The following is a 19,343-nucleotide window of genomic DNA, read 5'->3' as shown; positions in this document are numbered from 1 at the left end:
TAACATTGCTGAAAAGCAAGCGCAGTTGCTTTTATCGTAACACAGCACTTTATTAAATTAAAGTGAATTCATTCAATTCATTTCATGCGAAAAGGGGTGGATTTTCTTGTTGGAAGAAAATATTTCTGAAAAAAGCGCCTTCGTCCGTCTTGTATTAGGGATTGGTTTGACAGCTTGCGGAATCAGCCATTTAGTGAAAGAAAACGGCAGCAGAATGTTGGGAACCCTGTCTGTTGCAGCCGGTGCGATGAAAATTGCGGAAGGTCTTTTCTTCTATTGTCCAACGAAGGCCCTCTTCAGCAATAACGTAAAAGATGCGGTATCCAGTTCCATCCAGGATTTTATGGATGCGGACAGTTTAATGACCGCTTTCAACTCAAAATACAATAGCGGCAACCAGAATCAAAGCCAAAGTTCCCAAGCCCAAAGCGCAAGCGGTAACGAAGGGGCTGAACTGTTGCAAACTGCTGCAAATGTGGCTGAAAAGGTTGCCAGCACAACTCCTGCCGGCACTGAAGCAAATCAGGCTGCAAAAGCGGTTAAAGCCGTTGCCAACAGTCAGAAACGCTCAAAATAATGGCTCTATAATATTTGGTGTTGGTGAATATAAACCAGCACCAATTTTTTTGAACAAAAAAAATGAGACAGTGACAAAACTCTGGTAAAATGTAATCGCCAAAACACATTTTCCAAAGGAGTTGTGTCACATGTCTCACCATCATTCTATACGAAACCTACTCAATATAAAAGATAAAAATATCACATTTGATGAAAATTTTTGTGCAGAAGAACTCATTAAAGGGGTCCAATCAAAAGTCTTTTATGGCCAATTAACTTACCAACCAAAAGCGTGCTATGCTTGTGGACATGTCTTTGATGATCAAATCATTAAACACGGTTTTAAAACGTCTCTCATTAAAATGCCTAGTGTTTCAGGTTTTCATACCTACTTAAAATTGCGTAAACAGCGTTATTTCTGTAAACATTGTCATTCCACGTTTACTTTAAAAACGAGCGTCGTGGCTAAAAACTGTTGTATTTCCAACAATACTAAAGTATCGATTGCTTTAAACGCCAAAGATAAAATATCCGAAAAAGATATTGCGATGAAACATAATGTTTCTCATGCCACTGTCAGTCGAGTCATTGACAGCTTTTATATCTACTATCAACCAAATGTTCACTACCTTCCAAAGCATTTGTGTTTTGATGAGTTTAAATCAGTGAAATCCGCAGCTGGAGCGATGTCCTTTATTTTCTGTGACTCTGAAACGGGGGAGATGGTGGATATCGTGGAGGACCGAAGATTACATGTCCTCAAAGAGTATTTCTTACGGTATTCCAAGAAGGCGAGAGATGCGGTAAAAACGATTGTCATCGATATGTACAGCCCTTATATTTCCTTAATCCAAGAAGTTTTCCCTAAAGCGGAAATCATACTCGACAAATTCCATATCCTCCAACTATTTAGCAGAGCTTTAAACAAAACGCGCATCAACGTCATGAATCGGGATAAAAAGAATTACAATAAATTGAAAAAATACTGGAAGCTCCTTCTGAAAGATCAAACAAAACTTGATTATAAGAACTATAAATATCATCGTTGCTTTAAAAAGCATATGTGTGAGGTGGAGATTCTCCACTATCTCATTGATTTAGATTCTGAATTAAAAGCGTCCTATGAGTTATACCAATACGTTCGCCATTGCATCAAAACCAAAGACTTTGAGCTCCTAAAGAAAACATTAGAGAATAAACAAAATATCGTTTCCAGCTATATGAAAACCGCCATCAAGACAATCAACAAATACATCAATTACATGGAGAATACGTTGAAATATGATTATAGCAACGGCATTTTAGAGGGGATTAATAACAAAATCAAAGTGATTAAACGCATTTCTTTCGGTTATCGATCCTTCTATCACTTTAGAAACCGAATATTCATTACCCAAAACTTAGCGAAAATAAAAACAGCTTAGGGGAACCTCGAATTTCCCCTAAGCCATCCGATTACATATTACCAAATAATGTCACTAAAATTTATTCACCAACACCATTTGACAAAGAACCAAAATAATCAACACTCGTTAAGAAAAGCACAAACCTCATTATTGGTTTGTGCTTTTTTGCCGTATTTATCCCATAAAAATTATTTGAACGTTCTCCAACCGATATCTTTGCGGTAGAAGAAATGATCCCACGAATATTTTCCAATGGCTGCATATACTTTTTCTTTCGCTTCTTTCAAAGTGTTTGCTTTTGCCGCCACGAGTAACACGCGGCCGCCGTTTCCGACATATTGTCCATCTTTCAGCTTCGTTCCGGCATGATATACTTCCACTTCTCCGCTCAGCTCTTCCAAGTTTGGAAGCGGATTACCTTTTTCAATCTCTCCCGGGTATCCTTCTGCGGCAATCACAACGCCCAGCATTGCTTCATCAGACCATTGCAAATCGAAAGGTTTTTCATCCATCAATGTTTTCATGAACTCTCCAAAATCGGATGACATGCGAGGAAGCACCACTTGTGTTTCCGGGTCACCGAAACGCGCGTTGAATTCAATCACTTTCGGTCCTTCTTTTGTCAAAATCAACCCTGCATATAAAATGCCGGTAAAGGATGCCCCTTCAGCTTCCATGGCTTTGACAGTCGGTTCAATGATTTCTGTATAGGCGCGGGAAACCATTTCTTCCGGAATTTGCGGAACCGGAGAATATGCGCCCATGCCGCCTGTGTTTGGACCTTGATCCCCATCATATGCGCGTTTATGGTCTTGGGCAATCACCATTGGATAAATTTGTCCTTTATGTACAAAGGACATGAAAGAGAATTCTTCCCCTTCCAAAAATTCTTCGATGACCACTTTCGATGAAGATTCCCCGAAGCGCTGATTGCCGATCATGTCCGTTACCGCATCAATGGCTTCCTGTTCCGTCATGGCCACCACTACGCCTTTTCCGGCTGCCAGTCCATCGGCTTTGACAACGATTGGCGCACCTTTTTCTTTGATATACTCAATCGCTTTATCCACTTCAGTGAATGTTTCATATACAGCGGTTGGAATGTTGTATTTTTTCATCAATTGTTTTGCAAACGATTTGCTGCTTTCGATTTGTGCGGCTTTTTTTGTTGGACCGAAAATCGCCAAACCTTGTTCCTGGAAATAATCCACGATTCCTGCTGCAAGTGGTTGTTCTGGTCCTACAAACGTTAAGTCGATTTGTTGCTCTTTCACGAATTTGGCCAAGTTTTCAAAATCCAATGCATCGATGGCAACCAATTCCGCACAGTCACGCATTCCGTCATTTCCCGGTGCCACATACACTTTTTCAACCGATGGGGAAATGCTGAATTTCTTGGCGATTGCGTGCTCGCGTCCACCACTGCCAACTACTAACACTTTCATATAGTCAGTCCCCTCCTATATACTATTGGGAATATTACTTTTCAAGGGATAAATTTCAAAAATGCCCGCAGCTTTAGAAAAGACGGCTACGAATCGAGCCGCCTTTATTCATTAATGTTTGAAATGTCTTACTCCTGTAAATACCATGGCTATTCCAGCTTTGTTCGCCGCATCGATGGAATCTTGGTCCCGGATGGATCCGCCTGGTTGAATAATCGCTGTAATTCCCGCTTTAATCGCTTCTTCCACTGTATCCGGCATTGGGAAGAATGCGTCGGATGCCAACACGGCTCCTTTTGCTTTTTCCCCTGCTTGCTCCAAAGCGATTTTTGCGGCACCGACACGGTTCATTTGACCAGCGCCGATTCCTAATGTCATTTCTTTATTATTTACGACGATGGCATTTGATTTCACGTGTTTTACAACCGCCCAGCCAAGTTTTAAAGCTTCCCATTCTTCTTCCGTTGGTTCGCGGTCCGTTACCACTTTAATCTCTGCATCCTCGAAACCGTACGTATCATCTTCTTGGACGAGCAGGCCGCCCTCAACGGAAACCACTTTAAACGGATCTCTTTTTTCTTGGGCGAAGTTGATTGTCAACAAACGGATATTTTTCTTTTTCGTTAAAATTTCCAATGCTTCTTCGCTGAATGAAGGCGCAATGATAATTTCAAGGAAGATTTTGCTCAATTTTTCGGCTGTCGCTGCATCCACTTCACGGTTTAATGCAATGATTCCGCCGAAAATGGAAACAGGGTCAGATTCATAAGCACGGTCAAAGGCTTCTTCAATTGTGCTTCCAATTCCGACGCCGCATGGATTCATATGTTTTACCGCCACTGCAGCCGGCTCTTTGAATTCTTTCACGATTTGAAGAGCGGCATTTCCGTCTTGGATGTTGTTGTAGGAAAGTTCTTTCCCATGCAATTGCGTTGCATAAGCAAGCGAGAAGTCCGATCCTAAGCGTTTTTTATAAAATGCCGCTTTTTGGTGAGGGTTTTCACCGTAGCGCAAAGTTTGTTTTAATTCGTATGTCAATGTTAAGTTTTCCGGGAATTCTTCTTCCGTTAAATAGTTGGAAATGTATGCATCATAGCTTGCTGTGTGACGGAACACTTTCGCAGCAAGTTTTTTGCGCGTTTCGAAAGTTGTTGCACCATTTGCTTTCAATTCTTCAAGCACCGTAGCATAGTCGTTGCTGTCCACGATGACTGTTACATATTGGTGGTTTTTCGCCGCCGCACGCAACATTGTCGGACCGCCAATATCGATGTTTTCAATCGCTTCTTCATACGTCACATCCGGTTTAGAAATGGTTTCTACGAATGGATATAGGTTGACACAAACGATTTCAATCGGTTCAATTCCATGTTCTTTCATTTGCGCCTGGTGGGAAGGATCATCAAATTTCCCCAATAATCCGCCGTGAATCATCGGATTTAATGTTTTCACACGGCCATCAAGAATTTCAGGGAATTTTGTCACTTCATCTACTCCGGTTACGGGCACGTTATTTTCTTGAAGCAATTTTTTCGTACCGCCTGTAGATAAGATTTCATACCCTAAAGCAACCAATTCTTTCGCGAATTCTACAATTCCATCTTTGTTTGAAACACTAATCAGTGCACGTTTAGCCACAGTCAAAGCCTCCAATTTGTTTTTTCAAATTTAGCCTATCTTTTTGAAATTATTTATTTTCAAATAATTTTTTTAACGTTTTTGGGTAAAGTACATGTTCCACTTGATGAATGCGTTCTTCCGTCGCTTCCCGGTCGCCTTCCACCACTTCCACTGCTTGTTGGGCAATGATTGGGCCGGTATCCATCCCTTCATCCACATAATGGACTGTCACACCGGTAATTTTCACACCGTGCTCCATCGCTTGTCCAATGGCATCTTTGCCAGGGAATGCCGGCAATAAAGAGGGATGAATATTGACAATTTTATTCGGATACTTGGAAAGCAGCGTTTCGCCAACTAATCGCATATAGCCTGCCAAAACGATCCATTCCACTTCTTTTTCTTCTAATCTTTCGGCAATGGCAGATTCATATGTAGCCTTTGAACCGTACTCTTTCGGTGAGAAAGCGAAAACCGGAATGCCGAATTTTTCTGCCCTTTTGACCACATATGCATTCGGTTTATCCGTTACCACCAATTCAATTTTGGCATCCAATTCCCCACGTTCAATGGATTCTTGGATCGCTTGGAAATTTGTCCCGCTGCCTGAAGCAAAAACCGCTATTTTTGTTGTCATTGACTTAAGCTCCCATCGTGATTTCCATTAAATATTACTCCTTCGCCTTTAACAACACGGCCGATTTTGAACGCTTTCTCCCCGTGGGCTTCCGCAATTTCCACCACTTTGTCCGCATCTTCGGCTGAAACGGAAAGGACGAATCCAATTCCCATATTAAATACGTTGTACAAGTCGCGATCCTGCAGTGATCCTTTATCTTTTAAGAATTCAAAAATGCGTGGGATTTCCCATGTTCCTAAATCGATCTCCGTTGCCAATCCTTCCGGCATCATGCGAGGCAAGTTTTCATAAAATCCGCCGCCCGTGATGTGGGCCATTCCGTGAACGTCCACTTGTTTCAACACTTCCAGCACCGGTTTCGCGTAAATTTTCGTCGGTGTGAGAAGCGACCCGCCAATTGGCCCCAAATCCTCATAGCCTTCAATCACTTCATCAAATTGATAACCGCAATCATTAAAAACAATTTTGCGTACCAAGGAATAGCCATTGGAATGCACACCACTGGATGCAAGTCCGACAAGCACGTCACCTTCCACAATTTTTTCTCCAGTGACCACTTTCGATTTTTCGCAAGCACCCACAGCAAAACCGGCCACATCGTATTCATCTTCATCATATAAACCTGGCATCTCAGCCGTTTCACCGCCGATCAATGCTGCGCCTGCCTGCACACAGCCGTCCGCAACACCGCTGACAATCTGTTCAATCTTTGCAGGATCCGCTTTTCCAATCGCGATATAATCGAGAAAATACAATGGTTCCGCACCTTGGGCCACAATGTCATTGACGCACATGGCCACGCAATCAATGCCGATTGTGTTGTGTTTATCTGCCATAAATGCCAGTTTCAATTTTGTCCCGACACCATCTGTACCAGAAATAAGAACCGGTTCCTTTAAGTTCAGTGAAGATAAATCGAACATGCCACCGAAGCTGCCAAACGCTCCCATCACCCCAAGGCGGTTTGTTCTCTCGACATGGGACTTCATGCGTTTAACCGCTTCATAACCCGCTTCAATATTTACCCCCGCTTGCTCATATGCTTTTGACATGATTCTTCCTCCTTAACGTGAAAGTTCCTTGATATGTGGTAAGACAGTGTCCGGGAAAATTTCTGTTGGATATTTTCCAGTAAAGCAAGCCATGCAAAGACCGCCGTACTCATCATCAAAAGGTCTTGAAACGGCTTCTACCAATCCTTCGGGCGATAAAAACGTCAAGGAATCCGCACCAATTGCTTCCCGGATTTCATCAATCGTTCTTCCAGTAGCAATTAATTCTTCATCGGATGAAATATCAATGCCATAGAAACAAGGATTGGAAATTGGCGGAGAAGTGATTGCCACATGCACTTCTTTCGCTCCTGCTTCTTTCAACATTTTGACGATTCTGCGTGAAGTCGTTCCGCGGACAATGGAATCATCCACCATTACGACACGTTTGCCGCGCACCACTTGAACAACAGGTGAAAGTTTCATTTTCACTCCGCGTTCACGCAATTCCTGTGTTGGTTGAATAAATGTCCGGCCGACATACCGGTTTTTGATTAATCCCATTTCATAAGGAATCCCGATTTCTTCAGCAAATCCAATGGCAGCGGAAATGGAAGAATCCGGAACACCTGTCACAACATCCGCATCGATATGACCCATTTCTCTGGCCAATTGTTTTCCCATCCGTTTGCGGGCCATATGAATGTTGACTTGATCGATATTGGAATCAGGACGTGCAAAATAAACATATTCCATTGCGCACATTGCCCGGCGTTCCATTAACGCGTACCGGTCTTCCTCGATGCCATTATTCGAAATAATGACCAATTGACCCGGTTGAACTTCCCGGACATATTCCGCACCAATTAAATCGAAAGCACATGTTTCGGAAGCAGCCACCCATGCATCACCCACTCTGCCGATGGAAAGCGGGCGCAACCCATTGCGATCCCGGGCTAGAATCATTTTATCTTTCGTTAAAATAATGATGGAGAAAGCCCCTTTCAACAAGGAAAGGGCTTCTTTCACTTGCTCGAGAAAATTGGGTTTTTTGCTTTTTTTGATAAGATGCACAATGACTTCCGTATCTGAAGTTGAATGGAAAATACTTCCTGAGCGCTCAAGATGTTGTTTTAGATGATTGGCATTCACCAAATTTCCGTTATGGGCTACTGCCATTGTGCCAGTGGAGGAACGGAATAAAAGGGGCTGAACGTTGTCAATTCCCCCTCCACCTGCCGTTGTATAGCGAACATGGGCAATTGCAGCATTTCCTTCCAAACTATTTAATTTTTCTTCATTGAATACTTCATTGACCAGGCCTTCACCTTTCACGATTTTAAAGTACTGGCCGTCTGTCGCGACGATGCCAGCACCTTCTTGTCCTCGATGTTGAAGCGCATGCAGGCCGTAGTAGCTCATTTTGGCTGCTGCTTCATGGCCCCATATCCCAAAAACACCACATTCTTCGTTTAAGCCTCTGATTTCAGCAAGCATGGGATAGCTCCTTTCCAAGCAGAACAAAATTCATCTACAGAACCTTCAACCAATAAACCTGGTTCCCCTTCAATGGTGATTTTTCCATCGTTTGTTACTACACCAATTTTTTGCGCATCCGGAATCATTTGTTCAAACGATGCCGCATCTTCTTCTTTCACCGTTACAATAAAGCGGGATTGTGATTCACTGAATAATGCGGTTACAGGTGAACCCTCTAATTTCACGTGGATTCCGAGACCATTCGCATTAAAAGTTTTTTCCGCCAATGCAACTGCTACGCCGCCTTCAGCCACGTCATGAGCAGACTGAACGAGTCCTGCGCGAATGGCAGAAAGCAATGCTTTTTGGCGTGCAGCCTCTTCTTCCAAATCGATTGACGGTGCTTTACCGAAGATTTTTCCATAAACCAATTTTTGAAGTTCGGATCCGCCGAATTCTGTTTTGGTTTCCCCAAGTAAATAAACGATGTCGCCAGCTTGTTTTACTTCTTGCGTTGTTACATGGGATAAATCTTCCACTAATCCAACCATGCCGATTGTTGGTGTTGGATATACCGCTTGACCGGAGTGTTCGTTATAAAGGGATACGTTTCCGCTGATAACCGGTGTTTCTAAAGCGGTGCATGCCGCAGCAATTCCATCGGCACTTTTTTCAAGTTGCCAGAAGATTTCCGGTTTTTCCGGATTTCCAAAGTTTAAGCAGTCCGTGATTGCCAATGGTTCTCCACCGGATGCGACAATGTTGCGGGCAGCTTCCGCCACTGCGATTTTACCGCCTGTTTCCGGATCCAGGAAAATGTAGCGGGAGTTGCAGTCAGCTGTCATCGCAAGCCCTTTATTTGTGCCTCTTACGCGCAATACAGCCGCATCGGAACCAGGTGTCACCACTGTGTTGGTACGCACTTGGTAGTCAAATTGATCATATACCCATTCTTTTGATGCAACCGTAGGGGCTTGAAGCAATTGTTTCAATGTTTCTTTGAAATCATCCACTTCCGGTTCGCTGTTTTCCATCGCTTGGAACTCTCTATAATATTCCGGTTCTTTGGATGGTTTGTGGTAAACTGGCGCATCTTTCGCCAACGCATCCGCAGGGACTTCTGCCACCACTTCCCCTTTATGAATGAGGCGGAGCATTTTATCCTCTGTTACCCGGCCGATTGCCACCGCGTCCAAACCGTACTTTTCAAAGATTTTTTTGATTTCTTCTTCACGGCCTTGTTTCACGACTAAAAGCATCCGTTCCTGTGATTCGGAAAGCATCATTTCATAGGCAGTCATTCCTGTTTCCCGTTGAGGAACCAAGTCCAGGTTCATTTCAATACCGTATCCGGCTTTTGATGCCATCTCTGAAGAAGATGAAGTGAGTCCTGCCGCTCCCATGTCCTGGATTCCGACAAGCGCATCGGATTTTACCACTTCCAGGCATGCTTCAAGCAGAAGTTTTTCCATGAATGGGTCTCCCACTTGAACCGCCGGACGTTTTTCATCGGATTCTTCACTCAATTCTTCCGACGCGAAAGTGGCACCGTGAATTCCGTCGCGGCCCGTTTTTGCACCTACATACATCACTGTGTTTCCAACACCTTTGGCAACACCTTTTTGGATGTCTTTATGATCGATTAACCCAACGCACATGGCGTTAACCAAAGGATTTCCTTCATAGCATGGGTCAAATTGTACTTCGCCGCCAACAGTCGGAATTCCGATACAGTTACCATAACCGGCGATCCCGGCGACAACTTCTTCAAACAAGTATTTCACCCGAGGTGTTTTTAATTCGCCAAAACGCAAAGAGTTTAGCAGTGCAATTGGACGCGCTCCCATGGAAAATACGTCGCGGATAATTCCGCCAACCCCTGTTGCGGCTCCTTGGTATGGTTCAATGGCTGAAGGATGGTTATGGGATTCCATTTTGAATACAACGGCTTGCTCGTCACCAATGTCCACAATCCCTGCCCCTTCACCAGGACCTTGCAATACGCGGGGACCGCTTGTAGGGAATTTGCGCAACACCGGCTTAGAGTTTTTATAAGAACAGTGTTCAGACCACATTACAGAGAACAAACCTGTTTCTGTCCAATTTGGAAGACGACCTAAAATTTCTTCAATCTTCGCAAATTCTTCATCACTTAACCCCAAGTCGCGGTAAAGCTTCTGCTCCTTAATTTGTTCTGCTGTTGGTTCAAAATTAGACATGTGATTCCCTCCACTGTTTCACAATTGATTTGAATAACGCCAGTCCATCTGCACTGCCAAGTAATGCATCCACCGCGCGTTCCGGATGGGGCATCATGCCAAGAACGTTGCCACGCTCGTTCACAATACCAGCAATGTTTTCAAGACTTCCGTTCGGATTTTCTCCTGAATAAGTGAACACGATTTGGTTGTTTTCTTTTAATTTTTTCAACGTTTCCTCGTCACAGAAGTAGTTTCCTTCACCGTGGGCAATCGGAATTTGAATGATTTGCCCTTGTTCATATTGATTGGTAAACAATGTTTGGTTGTTTTCAACTTTTAACGGAACCGTACGGCAAATGAATTTTAAGTTTTTATTGCGGAGCAGTGCGCCAGGTAAAAGTCCGGCTTCCGTCAAAATTTGGAATCCGTTGCAGACTCCCAAAATTGGTTTTCCTTCTTCCGCCGCTTTTTTCACTGCTTGCATCACCTTTGACTGGCTTGCCATGGCACCACAGCGTAGATAGTCACCATATGAGAAACCGCCCGGAATCAAAATGGCGTCAAATTCGCTCAAATCTTCCGCATCATGCCAAACGTATTCCACTTCTTCGCCAAGTTCGTCTTTGATGGCATGGTACATATCGACGTCACAGTTCGACCCTGGGAAAACGAGTACAGCAAATTTCATGATTATTGAGCCTCCTCGATTTCAAAGCGATAATCCTCGATCACTGTGTTCGCAAGCAGCTTTTCACACATTTCTTTTACCAATGCATCGATATCCCGCTCTGTATCGGAAATGAGCAATTCCAAATATTTCCCGATGCGGACATCTTCCACTTCTTTGTATCCCATGTTGACTAAAGAACCTTTCACGGCTGAACCTTGAGGGTCCAATACACTTTCACGCAATGTGACGTAAATCTTCACTTTTTTCATCATCAATTTCCTCCAAGTCTAGAAAGTATAATGTTATATACATCTGTTAAACTTCCAAGATCTCGCCTGAACACGTCTTTGTCCAATTTCTCTTTCGTTTCTGCATCCCAAAGCCGGCATGTGTCCGGTGAAATTTCATCGGCAAGCAATATGTTTCCGTCTTTGTCCCGGCCGAATTCCAATTTAAAGTCCACCAAAATGACACCGATTTTTTCAAAAATCTTCCGTAAGGCTTCGTTCACTTTTAAAGCGAGATTTGTGATTGTTTCAACTTCTTCTTTTGTTGCAAGACCAAGAATATCAATATGGTCGTTATTGATGATCGGATCTTTTAATGCATCGTTTTTGTAATAAAACTCCACTATCGGACGCTTTAAGGCTGTGCCTTCTTCAATGCCCAGACGCTCTGAAAAGCTGCCTGCTGCAATATTGCGGACAACCACTTCAAGCGGGATGATTTCCACTTTTCTAACAAGCTGTTCGTTTTCGGAAATTCTTTTAATAAAATGGGATTCAATTCCCTGTTGTTTCAGTTGTTCAAAAATGATGGTGGAAATTTTATTGTTCAAGATCCCTTTGCCTTCAATTTCTGCTTTTTTAAGACCGTTGAAGGCAGTGGCGCTGTTTTTATATTCCACAAACAATACGTCTTCCTGATCTGTTGCATATAAGCGTTTCGCTTTTCCTTCATATAACAATGCGCCTTTTTCCATACCCGTTTCCCCCAGTAATTTAGAATTGGTGTTTTTTTTTGAATTACTCATTTAATCCTAAACGGTCAAAAATGTAATCCACATTTTTCAAATGCCAGTTGTAATCGAAACAATCATCAATTTCTTCTTTCGATAAAAGCGAACCGATTTTTTCATCCGCTTCCACCAATGGACGGAACGGACGCTGTTCATCCCATGCTTTCGCAGTGAGCGGTTGGACTGTATCGTAAGCTTCTTCACGGGACAGGCCTTTGTCAATCAACTTCAATAGAACGCGTTGTGAATAAATAAGTCCAAACGTTGCATCCATATTGCGTTTCATATTTTCAGGGAAAACAGTCAAGTTTTTCACAATATTTGCGAAACGGTTCAACATGTAGTTCAATGCAATTGTCGTATCAGGAATGATGATTCGTTCTGCGGATGAATGGGAAATATCCCGTTCATGCCATAATGGAACATTTTCATAAGCGGTAACCACATGTCCACGAATCACGCGGGCAATTCCGGCCATGTTTTCGGAGCCGATCGGGTTGCGCTTATGCGGCATTGCGGAAGAACCTTTTTGTCCTTTTGCAAATCCTTCTTCCACTTCGCGAGTTTCGGATTTTTGCAAACCGCGGATTTCCGTTGCGAATTTTTCGATGGATGTCGCAATTAAAGCCAATGTCGCAATGTATTCCGCATGGCGGTCCCGCTGCAATGTTTGGGTTGAAATTGGTGCAGGAGTAAGTCCCAATTTTTCGCACACATATTTTTCAACAAATGGATCGATGTTGGCATAAGTTCCGACCGCACCGGAAATTTTTCCTGTTTCAATCGTTTTGGCCGCTCTTTCAAAGCGTTCTAAATTACGCAACATTTCTTCACGCCATAGAGCCAGCTTTAAACCGAATGTTGTCGGTTCCGCATGTACGCCATGGGTGCGTCCCATCATAACTGTGTATTTGTGTTCTTTTGCCTTTTCTGTCAATACATCAATAAAGTTGTGAAGATCTTTCCGTAAAATGTTGTTGGCTTGTTTAATCAAATAAGAAAGGGCTGTATCGACAACATCCGTTGAAGTGAGTCCATAATGAACCCATTTTTTCTCTTCGCCCAGCGACTCGGATACCGCGCGGGTAAACGCTACGACGTCATGTTTGGTTGTTTGTTCAATTTCATAAATGCGGTTGATATCGAATGTTGCATTTTGACGTAACTTTTCAACATCTTCTTTTGGAATGACACCAAGTTCAGACCAAGCTTCGCAAGCCAAAATTTCCACTTCAAGCCATGCGTTGAATTTATTTTCTTCAGTCCAAATAGCCCCCATTTCAGGGCGAGTATAACGTTCAATCATCTGCGAATCTCCTTTTCTTTTATCTCCAAATGCCAGAATCTTCAATTTCCTTTAATGTTGCATCAATGTCATCTGTTAGTATGGTTACATGTCCCATTTTTCTGTTCACTTTCGCCTCTTTTTTTCCGTAAAGGTGAACAGACCAATGTGGATATTTGGTTATGGAATTGATCAGTGGCGCTACATGTTGACCCAATACATTCACCATCACCACCGGAGAATGCAATTTCGGTTTTCTTAGCGGCCAACCGGCTATCGCACGGATATGTTGTCCGAATTGAGAAATATTGCACGCTTCAATGGAATAGTGGCCGGAATTATGAGGTCTTGGAGCCAATTCATTAATAATAATTTGTCCATCCTTCAGCACGAACATTTCTACCGCCAACGTTCCAATTAATTGCAAGTGTTCCGCAATTTTATGGGCCGCTTCTTCCGCCAATTGTTTCGTTTGATCGGAAATACGGGCTGGAACAATCGTTTCATGCAAAATGTGATTCACATGAATATTTTCGCCCACTGGCAAGCAATACGTTTCTCCGTTTCCGTTCCTTTGGATAATTACCGAAATTTCCTTTTCGAAAGGAATAAAGCCTTCCACGATACATTGGGAATGTTCAAACAAGCTTTTTGCGAGTGGCAAATCCTCTTTTGATTGAAGCTTTTGTTGGCCTTTTCCGTCATATCCGAAACGGGCAGTTTTTACAATGCTCGGATAACCGATTTGATCGATTTTCTCTACAAGTTCCTCATAGCTGTCACAAACGATATAAGGAGCCACCGGGCAACCCGCTTCCACAATTGCCTGTTTTTCTGTCACACGGTTTTGGGTGATGCGGATAATTTCAGCACCTTGAGGCACATAGGCGATCTCTGTTAATTTTTTGAGTCCTTCATAATCGATATTTTCAAATTCGTAAGTGATAACGTCACTTACTTCCGCCAACTCTTCAAGTGCGGTTTGATCATCATAAGGAGCCACTATTTGTATATCTGCGACTTGTCCGCATGGTGAATCCATTGTCGGATCAAGAACCGCAATTTTAAAACCAGCCTCTTTTGCACTGAGAGCCATCATTCGTCCTAACTGTCCGCCACCGATGATGCCGATTGTTTGGCCGGGGTAGATCGTTTTCATCACTTTAAGTCACCTGAACTTTCCAACACTTTTTGTTTTAATTGTTCCCGTCGAGCTTCCAGTTTCTCTGCCAATTGTTTATCTGTAATGGATAAAATTTGCGCCGCTAAGAGTCCTGCATTCGTTGCGCCGGCTTTCCCTATCGCCACCGTCGCCACAGGAACCCCTCCTGGCATTTGAACAATGGAAAGTAATGAATCAAGTCCATTTAATGCTTTTGATTGCACAGGTACACCGATAACTGGCAAGGTTGTTTTACTTGCAACCATCCCCGGTAAATGGGCAGCTCCCCCAGCTCCGGCAATAATCACTTCGATTCCCCGTGAACGGGCAGTTTCAGCATATTCAAACATTAAATCAGGAGTCCGATGGGCTGATACCACTTTTTTTTCATAAGGAATTTTTAACTCGTCTAAAATATCACAAGCATGTTTCATTGTTTCCCAATCGCTGGAACTTCCCATAATGACGCCGATTTTAGGATTCATCCAAAACGCTCCTTTTTATTTCAATCTCTTACTTTTGATTCCGAATAAAAAGTCCTCAAATAGCCCGCCTTCGCTATACGATAGAAAGCAGCTTACCTGAGGACATAGCAATAGGAGGCCGGTGTTTATTCAATTCCAACCTGCCGAATCATCCAAAAAGTTGCTTTCCCGCATAGTCCGACATTTACGGTGTCGGGTAGAGACACTAGAGCCATATCCTCTAGCATATATGTGGGACTTTTCCTCTGTTCATTGTAGCAAGGGTGGAGGAGAAAATCAATGAAAAAATGCGAACGTTTATATAAAGTAATTATTGAATGTTCGTGTTTTGAATTATTTTTTATTTTTTTCTTCCATCAATTCTCCTTTAAATCGAACTTTTTGGCGAAAATAAACCACTTCACCGTCAACCCTTTGAAAAACCGGTTCTTCTTTTCTTAAAACCGGTCTGTACCCCATTTTCAACATTCTTTCGATACACTGTTCCGGTGTTTCATTTTCCTCCATTTCGAACCAAATAGTCTTTTTCGGCAAATCCTTCACCCTTTCACCTTTTATCAAAGAATTGGATCTTTCTTTTATTATGCTAATATTTGGGCTTCCTATCGAACAAAAATTCATTAAAATATTCACCAACTTCCTTTAATTAAGACGAAAAAATGGTTGGCTTTCCGGGTTAAATCAGGAAGTAAAAAAGGCACCACTATGATCGGGGTGCCTTTTTGGGTTTTGGTCTAATATAACAGAACAGACTTTCAGTTTTTGATTGTATGGAATTTTAGTTTTATAAATAAAATGCAGAAAGGGGTTTTCTTGATATTTTTTATCCTCTAAATGTTAATTTTGAATTAATCGAACTTTTTATCCTTGTCAAGAAATCAATGGACTTTCTGTCTTTATTTGTATGGAACTTCAAATTTCAACATAGAAAAGCATTGGCGACGTCCTACTCTCGCAGGGGGTCCCCAACTACCATCGGCGCGAACTCCGAAGCGCGTTGACCGGCTACTCTCGTCAGCTTCGGCGGTCCGGTGCTCACGTACCCGACGCTTGCGCTCCGGGCCGCCTCGCTTCCTTGATCTTCTTGGTCCCCGTGCTTCTCGTCTGCTTCTAATCGGTCTGCTGTTTCACTTTTTGGTCCTGCTTCTGTATCGCGCCGAGCTGACCTCCCGTCTTTGGTAGTTGGGGGCAAAAAAAAGCCACTACCGACTTTCTGTCAGTAATGACTTTTTGAGCCTAGCGACGTCCTACTCTCGCAGGGAAGCCCCCAACTACCATCGGCGCTAAAGAGCTTAACTTCCGTGTTCGGTATGGGAACGGGTGTGACCTCTTTGCCATCATCACTAGACTTGTTTTATGTATTGTAGAGAGGTTGTTCTCTCAAAACTGGATAACGGCATTGAAAGCTTTCTTTTGGTTAAGTCCTCGATCGATTAGTATCCGTCAGCTCCACACGTCACCGTGCTTCCACCCCGGACCTATCTACCTCATCGTCTTTGAGGGATCTTACTTGCTTATGCAATGGGAAATCTCATCTTGAGGGGGGCTTCATGCTTAGATGCTTTCAGCACTTATCCCGTCCACACATAGCTACCCAGCTGTGCCTTTGGCAAGACAACTGGTACACCAGCGGTGTGTCCATCCCGGTCCTCTCGTACTAAGGACAGCTCCTCTCAAATTTCCTGCGCCCACGACGGATAGGGACCGAACTGTCTCACGACGTTCTGAACCCAGCTCGCGTACCGCTTTAATGGGCGAACAGCCCAACCCTTGGGACCGACTACAGCCCCAGGATGCGATGAGCCGACATCGAGGTGCCAAACCTCCCCGTCGATGTGGACTCTTGGGGGAGATAAGCCTGTTATCCCCGGGGTAGCTTTTATCCGTTGAGCGATGGCCCTTCCATGCGGAACCACCGGATCACTAAGCCCGTCTTTCGACCCTGCTCGACTTGTAGGTCTCGCAGTCAAGCTCCCTTATGCCTTTACACTCTGCGAATGATTTCCAACCATTCTGAGGGAACCTTTGGGCGCCTCCGTTACCTTTTGGGAGGCGACCGCCCCAGTCAAACTGTCCACCTGACACTGTCTCCCAAGCCGATCAGGCTTGCGGGTTAGAATTTCAGTACAACCAGGGTAGTATCCCAAGGGCGCCTCCAGGGAAGCTGGCGCTCCCCCTTCTACGGCTCCTACCTATCCTGTACAAGTTGCACCGAAATTCAATATCAGGTTACAGTAAAGCTCCACGGGGTCTTTCCGTCCTGTCGCGGGTAACCTGCATCTTCACAGGTACTATAATTTCACCGAGTCTCTCGTTGAGACAGTGCCCAGATCGTTACGCCTTTCGTGCGGGTCGGAACTTACCCGACAAGGAATTTCGCTACCTTAGGACCGTTATAGTTACGGCCGCCGTTTACTGGGGCTTCAATTCGGAGCTTCGCTTGCGCTAACTCCTCCTCTTAACCTTCCAGCACCGGGCAGGCGTCAGCCCCTATACGTCACCTTGCGGTTTTGCAGAGACCTGTGTTTTTGATAAACAGTCGCCTGGGCCTATTCACTGCGGCTCATCGGGGCTTGCACCCCAATGAGCACCCCTTCTCCCGAAGTTACGGGGTCATTTTGCCGAGTTCCTTAACGAGAGTTCTCTCGCTCACCTTAGGATTCTCTCCTCGACTACCTGTGTCGGTTTGCGGTACGGGCACCTCCCGCCTCGCTAGAGGCTTTTCTTGGCAGTGTGAAATCAGGAACTTCGCCTCCTAAGAGGCTCCCCATCACCGCTTGGCGTTACGGGAAGCGGATTTGCCTACTTCCCCGCCTTGCGGCTTGGACACGCGCGACCAACGGCGTGCTTTCCCTATCCTCCTGCGTCCCCCCATTGCTCAAACGGCGGGGAGGTGGTACAGGAATATCAACCTGTTGTCCATCGCCTACGCCTTTCGGCCTCGGCTTAGGTCCCGACTAACCCTGAGCGGACGAGCCTTCCTCAGGAAACCTTAGTCATTCGGTGGATGGGATTCTCACCCATCTTTCGCTACTCATACCGGCATTCTCACTTCTAAGCGCTCCACCAGTCCTTCCGGTCTGACTTCTGCGCACTTAGAACGCTCTCCTACCACTCGTGCGAAGCACGAATCCACAGCTTCGGTGAACCGTTTAGCCCCGATACATTTTCGGCGCAGCGTCACTCGACCAGTGAGCTATTACGCACTCTTTAAATGATGGCTGCTTCTAAGCCAACATCCTGGTTGTCTAAGCAACGCCACATCCTTTTCCACTTAACGGTTACTTTGGGACCTTAGCTGGTGGTCTGGGCTGTTTCCCTCTTGACCACGGATCTTATCACTCGTAGTCTGACTCCCGCGTCTAAATAGCTGGCATTCGGAGTTTGTCTGAATTCGGTAACCCGAGGTGGGCCCCTAGTCCAAACAGTGCTCTACCTCCAGTATTCGTTACGCGAGGCTAGCCCTAAAGCTATTTCGGAGAGAACCAGCTATCTCCAAGTTCGATTGGAATTTCTCCGCTACCCACACCTCATCCCCGCACTTTTCAACGTGCGTGGGTTCGGGCCTCCAGTGAGTGTTACCTCACCTTCACCCTGGACATGGGTAGATCACCTGGTTTCGGGTCTACGACCACGTACTCTTTCGCCCTATTCAGACTCGCTTTCGCTGCGGCTCCGTCTCCTCGACTTAACCTTGCACGTAATCGTAACTCGCCGGTTCATTCTACAAAAGGCACGCCATCACCCGTTAACGGGCTCTGACTACTTGTAGGCACACGGTTTCAGGTTCTCTTTCACTCCCCTCCCGGGGTGCTTTTCACCTTTCCCTCACGGTACTGGTTCACTATCGGTCACTAGGGAGTATTTAGCCTTGGGAGATGGTCCTCCCGGATTCCGACGGAATTTCACGTGTTCCGCCGTACTCAGGATCCACTCTGGAGAGGATGGATTTTCGACTACAGGGCTGTTACCTTCTACGGCCGTCCTTTCCAGAACGGTTCGTCTAACCCATCCTTTTGTAACTCCGTATAGAGTGTCCTACAACCCCAAGAGGCAAGCCTCTTGGTTTGGGCTGTTCCCGTTTCGCTCGCCGCTACTCAGGGAATCGATGTTTCTTTCTTCTCCTCCAGGTACTTAGATGTTTCAGTTCCCTGGGTGTGCCCTCTTAACGCTATGAATTCACGTTAAGATACTGCTCCATTACGAGCAGTGGGTTGCCCCATTCGGAAATCTCCGGATCAAAGCTTACTTACAGCTCCCCGAAGCATATCGGTGTTAGTCCCGTCCTTCATCGGCTCCTAGTGCCAAGGCATCCACCGTGCGCCCTTACTAACTTAACCTAAAAATTAAGAGCTTACAGTAAATTTCTTGCTTTCAATGTC

15 protein-coding genes, 2 rRNA genes and 1 riboswitch are annotated in these 19,343 nt (G+C 44.5%); of the genes, 2 read left to right on the top strand and 15 right to left on the bottom strand.

Translation table 11 applies throughout. The annotated features are described in order from the left end of the window. Nucleotides 1-106 precede the first annotated feature (106 nt). Both NSS77_RS08065 and NSS77_RS08060 read left to right on the top strand, forming a co-directional pair. Nucleotides 107-577: a DUF2892 domain-containing protein gene (locus NSS77_RS08065; RefSeq protein WP_342471125.1), complete on the top strand. Its 471-nt coding sequence runs from the start codon at nt 107-109 to the stop codon at nt 575-577. 130 nt (nt 578-707) lie between these two features. Continuing rightward, on the top strand, nt 708-1,982 hold the full coding sequence (locus tag NSS77_RS08060; RefSeq protein ID WP_342469082.1) for an ISL3 family transposase: 1,275 nt from the start codon (nt 708-710) through the stop codon (nt 1,980-1,982). A 170-nt stretch (nt 1,983-2,152) separates the two neighbouring features. Here the strand turns inward: NSS77_RS08060 and purD are convergent, their stop codons facing one another. The 15 genes from purD to NSS77_RS07985 all read right to left on the bottom strand — a co-directional run bounded on the left by purD (nt 2,153) and on the right by NSS77_RS07985 (nt 19,301). Further along, nucleotides 2,153-3,409, bottom strand: a complete 1,257-nt coding sequence (gene purD / locus NSS77_RS08055; RefSeq protein WP_342471124.1) for a phosphoribosylamine--glycine ligase — start codon at nt 3,407-3,409, stop codon at nt 2,153-2,155. A 111-nt stretch (nt 3,410-3,520) separates the two neighbouring features. Beyond that, nucleotides 3,521-5,047 (bottom strand): bifunctional phosphoribosylaminoimidazolecarboxamide formyltransferase/IMP cyclohydrolase, encoded by a 1,527-nt coding sequence (gene purH, locus NSS77_RS08050; protein WP_342471123.1) that lies wholly within the window; start codon nt 5,045-5,047, stop codon nt 3,521-3,523. A 49-nt stretch (nt 5,048-5,096) separates the two neighbouring features. Beyond that, on the bottom strand, nt 5,097-5,666 hold the full coding sequence (gene purN / locus NSS77_RS08045; RefSeq protein ID WP_342471122.1) for a phosphoribosylglycinamide formyltransferase: 570 nt from the start codon (nt 5,664-5,666) through the stop codon (nt 5,097-5,099). Continuing rightward, nucleotides 5,663-6,721 (bottom strand): phosphoribosylformylglycinamidine cyclo-ligase, encoded by a 1,059-nt coding sequence (gene purM / locus NSS77_RS08040; RefSeq protein ID WP_342471121.1) that lies wholly within the window; start codon nt 6,719-6,721, stop codon nt 5,663-5,665. Before purM ends, purN begins: the two co-directional genes overlap by 4 nt. A gap of 12 nt (nt 6,722-6,733) precedes the next feature. After that, on the bottom strand, nt 6,734-8,158 hold the full coding sequence (gene purF / locus NSS77_RS08035; protein ID WP_342471120.1) for an amidophosphoribosyltransferase: 1,425 nt from the start codon (nt 8,156-8,158) through the stop codon (nt 6,734-6,736). After that, nucleotides 8,134-10,359 (bottom strand): phosphoribosylformylglycinamidine synthase subunit PurL, encoded by a 2,226-nt coding sequence (gene purL, locus NSS77_RS08030; protein ID WP_342471119.1) that lies wholly within the window; start codon nt 10,357-10,359, stop codon nt 8,134-8,136. Before purL ends, purF begins: the two co-directional genes overlap by 25 nt. Beyond that, the gene (purQ, locus tag NSS77_RS08025) at nt 10,352-11,029 is read right to left on the bottom strand and encodes a phosphoribosylformylglycinamidine synthase subunit PurQ (protein WP_342471118.1); all 678 of its coding nucleotides are present in this window, start codon (nt 11,027-11,029) and stop codon (nt 10,352-10,354) included. The genes purL and purQ overlap by 8 nt, the downstream gene beginning before the upstream one ends. A 2-nt stretch (nt 11,030-11,031) precedes the next feature. Then, the gene (gene purS, locus NSS77_RS08020) at nt 11,032-11,280 is read right to left on the bottom strand and encodes a phosphoribosylformylglycinamidine synthase subunit PurS (protein WP_342471230.1); all 249 of its coding nucleotides are present in this window, start codon (nt 11,278-11,280) and stop codon (nt 11,032-11,034) included. Nucleotides 11,281-11,282: 2 nt separating this feature from the next. After that, a complete protein-coding gene (purC, locus tag NSS77_RS08015) occupies nt 11,283-11,993 on the bottom strand; it encodes a phosphoribosylaminoimidazolesuccinocarboxamide synthase (protein WP_342471117.1) in 711 nt (236 codons plus the stop codon). 43 nt (nt 11,994-12,036) lie between these two features. After that, complete coding sequence (purB, locus tag NSS77_RS08010) at nt 12,037-13,335, bottom strand: adenylosuccinate lyase (protein ID WP_342471116.1); 1,299 nt, start codon at nt 13,333-13,335, stop codon at nt 12,037-12,039. A gap of 19 nt (nt 13,336-13,354) precedes the next feature. Beyond that, complete coding sequence (purK, locus tag NSS77_RS08005; protein WP_342471115.1) at nt 13,355-14,476, bottom strand: 5-(carboxyamino)imidazole ribonucleotide synthase; 1,122 nt, start codon at nt 14,474-14,476, stop codon at nt 13,355-13,357. After that, entirely contained in the window at nt 14,473-14,961 is a 489-nt protein-coding gene (gene purE / locus NSS77_RS08000; RefSeq protein WP_342471114.1) for a 5-(carboxyamino)imidazole ribonucleotide mutase, read from the bottom strand. The genes purK and purE overlap by 4 nt, the downstream gene beginning before the upstream one ends. A 153-nt stretch (nt 14,962-15,114) precedes the next feature. Then, nucleotides 15,115-15,214: riboswitch (purine riboswitch) on the bottom strand. Between the two features lie 80 nt (nt 15,215-15,294). Continuing rightward, nucleotides 15,295-15,495, bottom strand: a complete 201-nt coding sequence (locus tag NSS77_RS07995) for an NETI motif-containing protein (RefSeq protein WP_342471113.1) — start codon at nt 15,493-15,495, stop codon at nt 15,295-15,297. Between the two features lie 700 nt (nt 15,496-16,195). Further along, nucleotides 16,196-16,309, bottom strand: a 5S ribosomal RNA gene (rrf, locus tag NSS77_RS07990). Nucleotides 16,310-16,374: 65 nt separating this feature from the next. Further along, a 23S ribosomal RNA gene (locus NSS77_RS07985) occupies nt 16,375-19,301 on the bottom strand. Between the last annotated feature and the right edge of the window lie 42 nt (nt 19,302-19,343).

This window comes from Ureibacillus sp. FSL K6-3587 (assembly GCF_038593165.1).
Classification (GTDB): Bacteria; Bacillota; Bacilli; order Bacillales_A; family Planococcaceae; genus Ureibacillus; species Ureibacillus suwonensis.
This window is presented reverse-complemented; position numbering and strand designations above follow the sequence as displayed.

Excerpts from the sequence above, each read along its gene's own strand:
- purQ (WP_342471118.1), bottom strand. The coding sequence starts at position 11,029 with ATGAAATTTGCTGTACTCGTTTTCCCAGGGTCGAACTGTGACGTCGAT.
- purE (WP_342471114.1), bottom strand. The coding sequence starts at position 14,961 with ATGAATCCTAAAATCGGCGTCATTATGGGAAGTTCCAGCGATTGGGAA.
- purM (WP_342471121.1), bottom strand. The coding sequence starts at position 6,721 with ATGTCAAAAGCATATGAGCAAGCGGGGGTAAATATTGAAGCGGGTTAT.
- purC (WP_342471117.1), bottom strand. The coding sequence starts at position 11,993 with ATGGAAAAAGGCGCATTGTTATATGAAGGAAAAGCGAAACGCTTATAT.
- purF (WP_342471120.1), bottom strand. The coding sequence starts at position 8,158 with ATGCTTGCTGAAATCAGAGGCTTAAACGAAGAATGTGGTGTTTTTGGG.
- purB (WP_342471116.1), bottom strand. The coding sequence starts at position 13,335 with ATGATTGAACGTTATACTCGCCCTGAAATGGGGGCTATTTGGACTGAA.
- purL (WP_342471119.1), bottom strand. The coding sequence starts at position 10,359 with ATGTCTAATTTTGAACCAACAGCAGAACAAATTAAGGAGCAGAAGCTT.
- NSS77_RS08060 (WP_342469082.1), top strand. The coding sequence starts at position 708 with ATGTCTCACCATCATTCTATACGAAACCTACTCAATATAAAAGATAAA.
- purS (WP_342471230.1), bottom strand. The coding sequence starts at position 11,280 with ATGAAAAAAGTGAAGATTTACGTCACATTGCGTGAAAGTGTATTGGAC.
- purN (WP_342471122.1), bottom strand. The coding sequence starts at position 5,666 with ATGACAACAAAAATAGCGGTTTTTGCTTCAGGCAGCGGGACAAATTTC.
- purD (WP_342471124.1), bottom strand. The coding sequence starts at position 3,409 with ATGAAAGTGTTAGTAGTTGGCAGTGGTGGACGCGAGCACGCAATCGCC.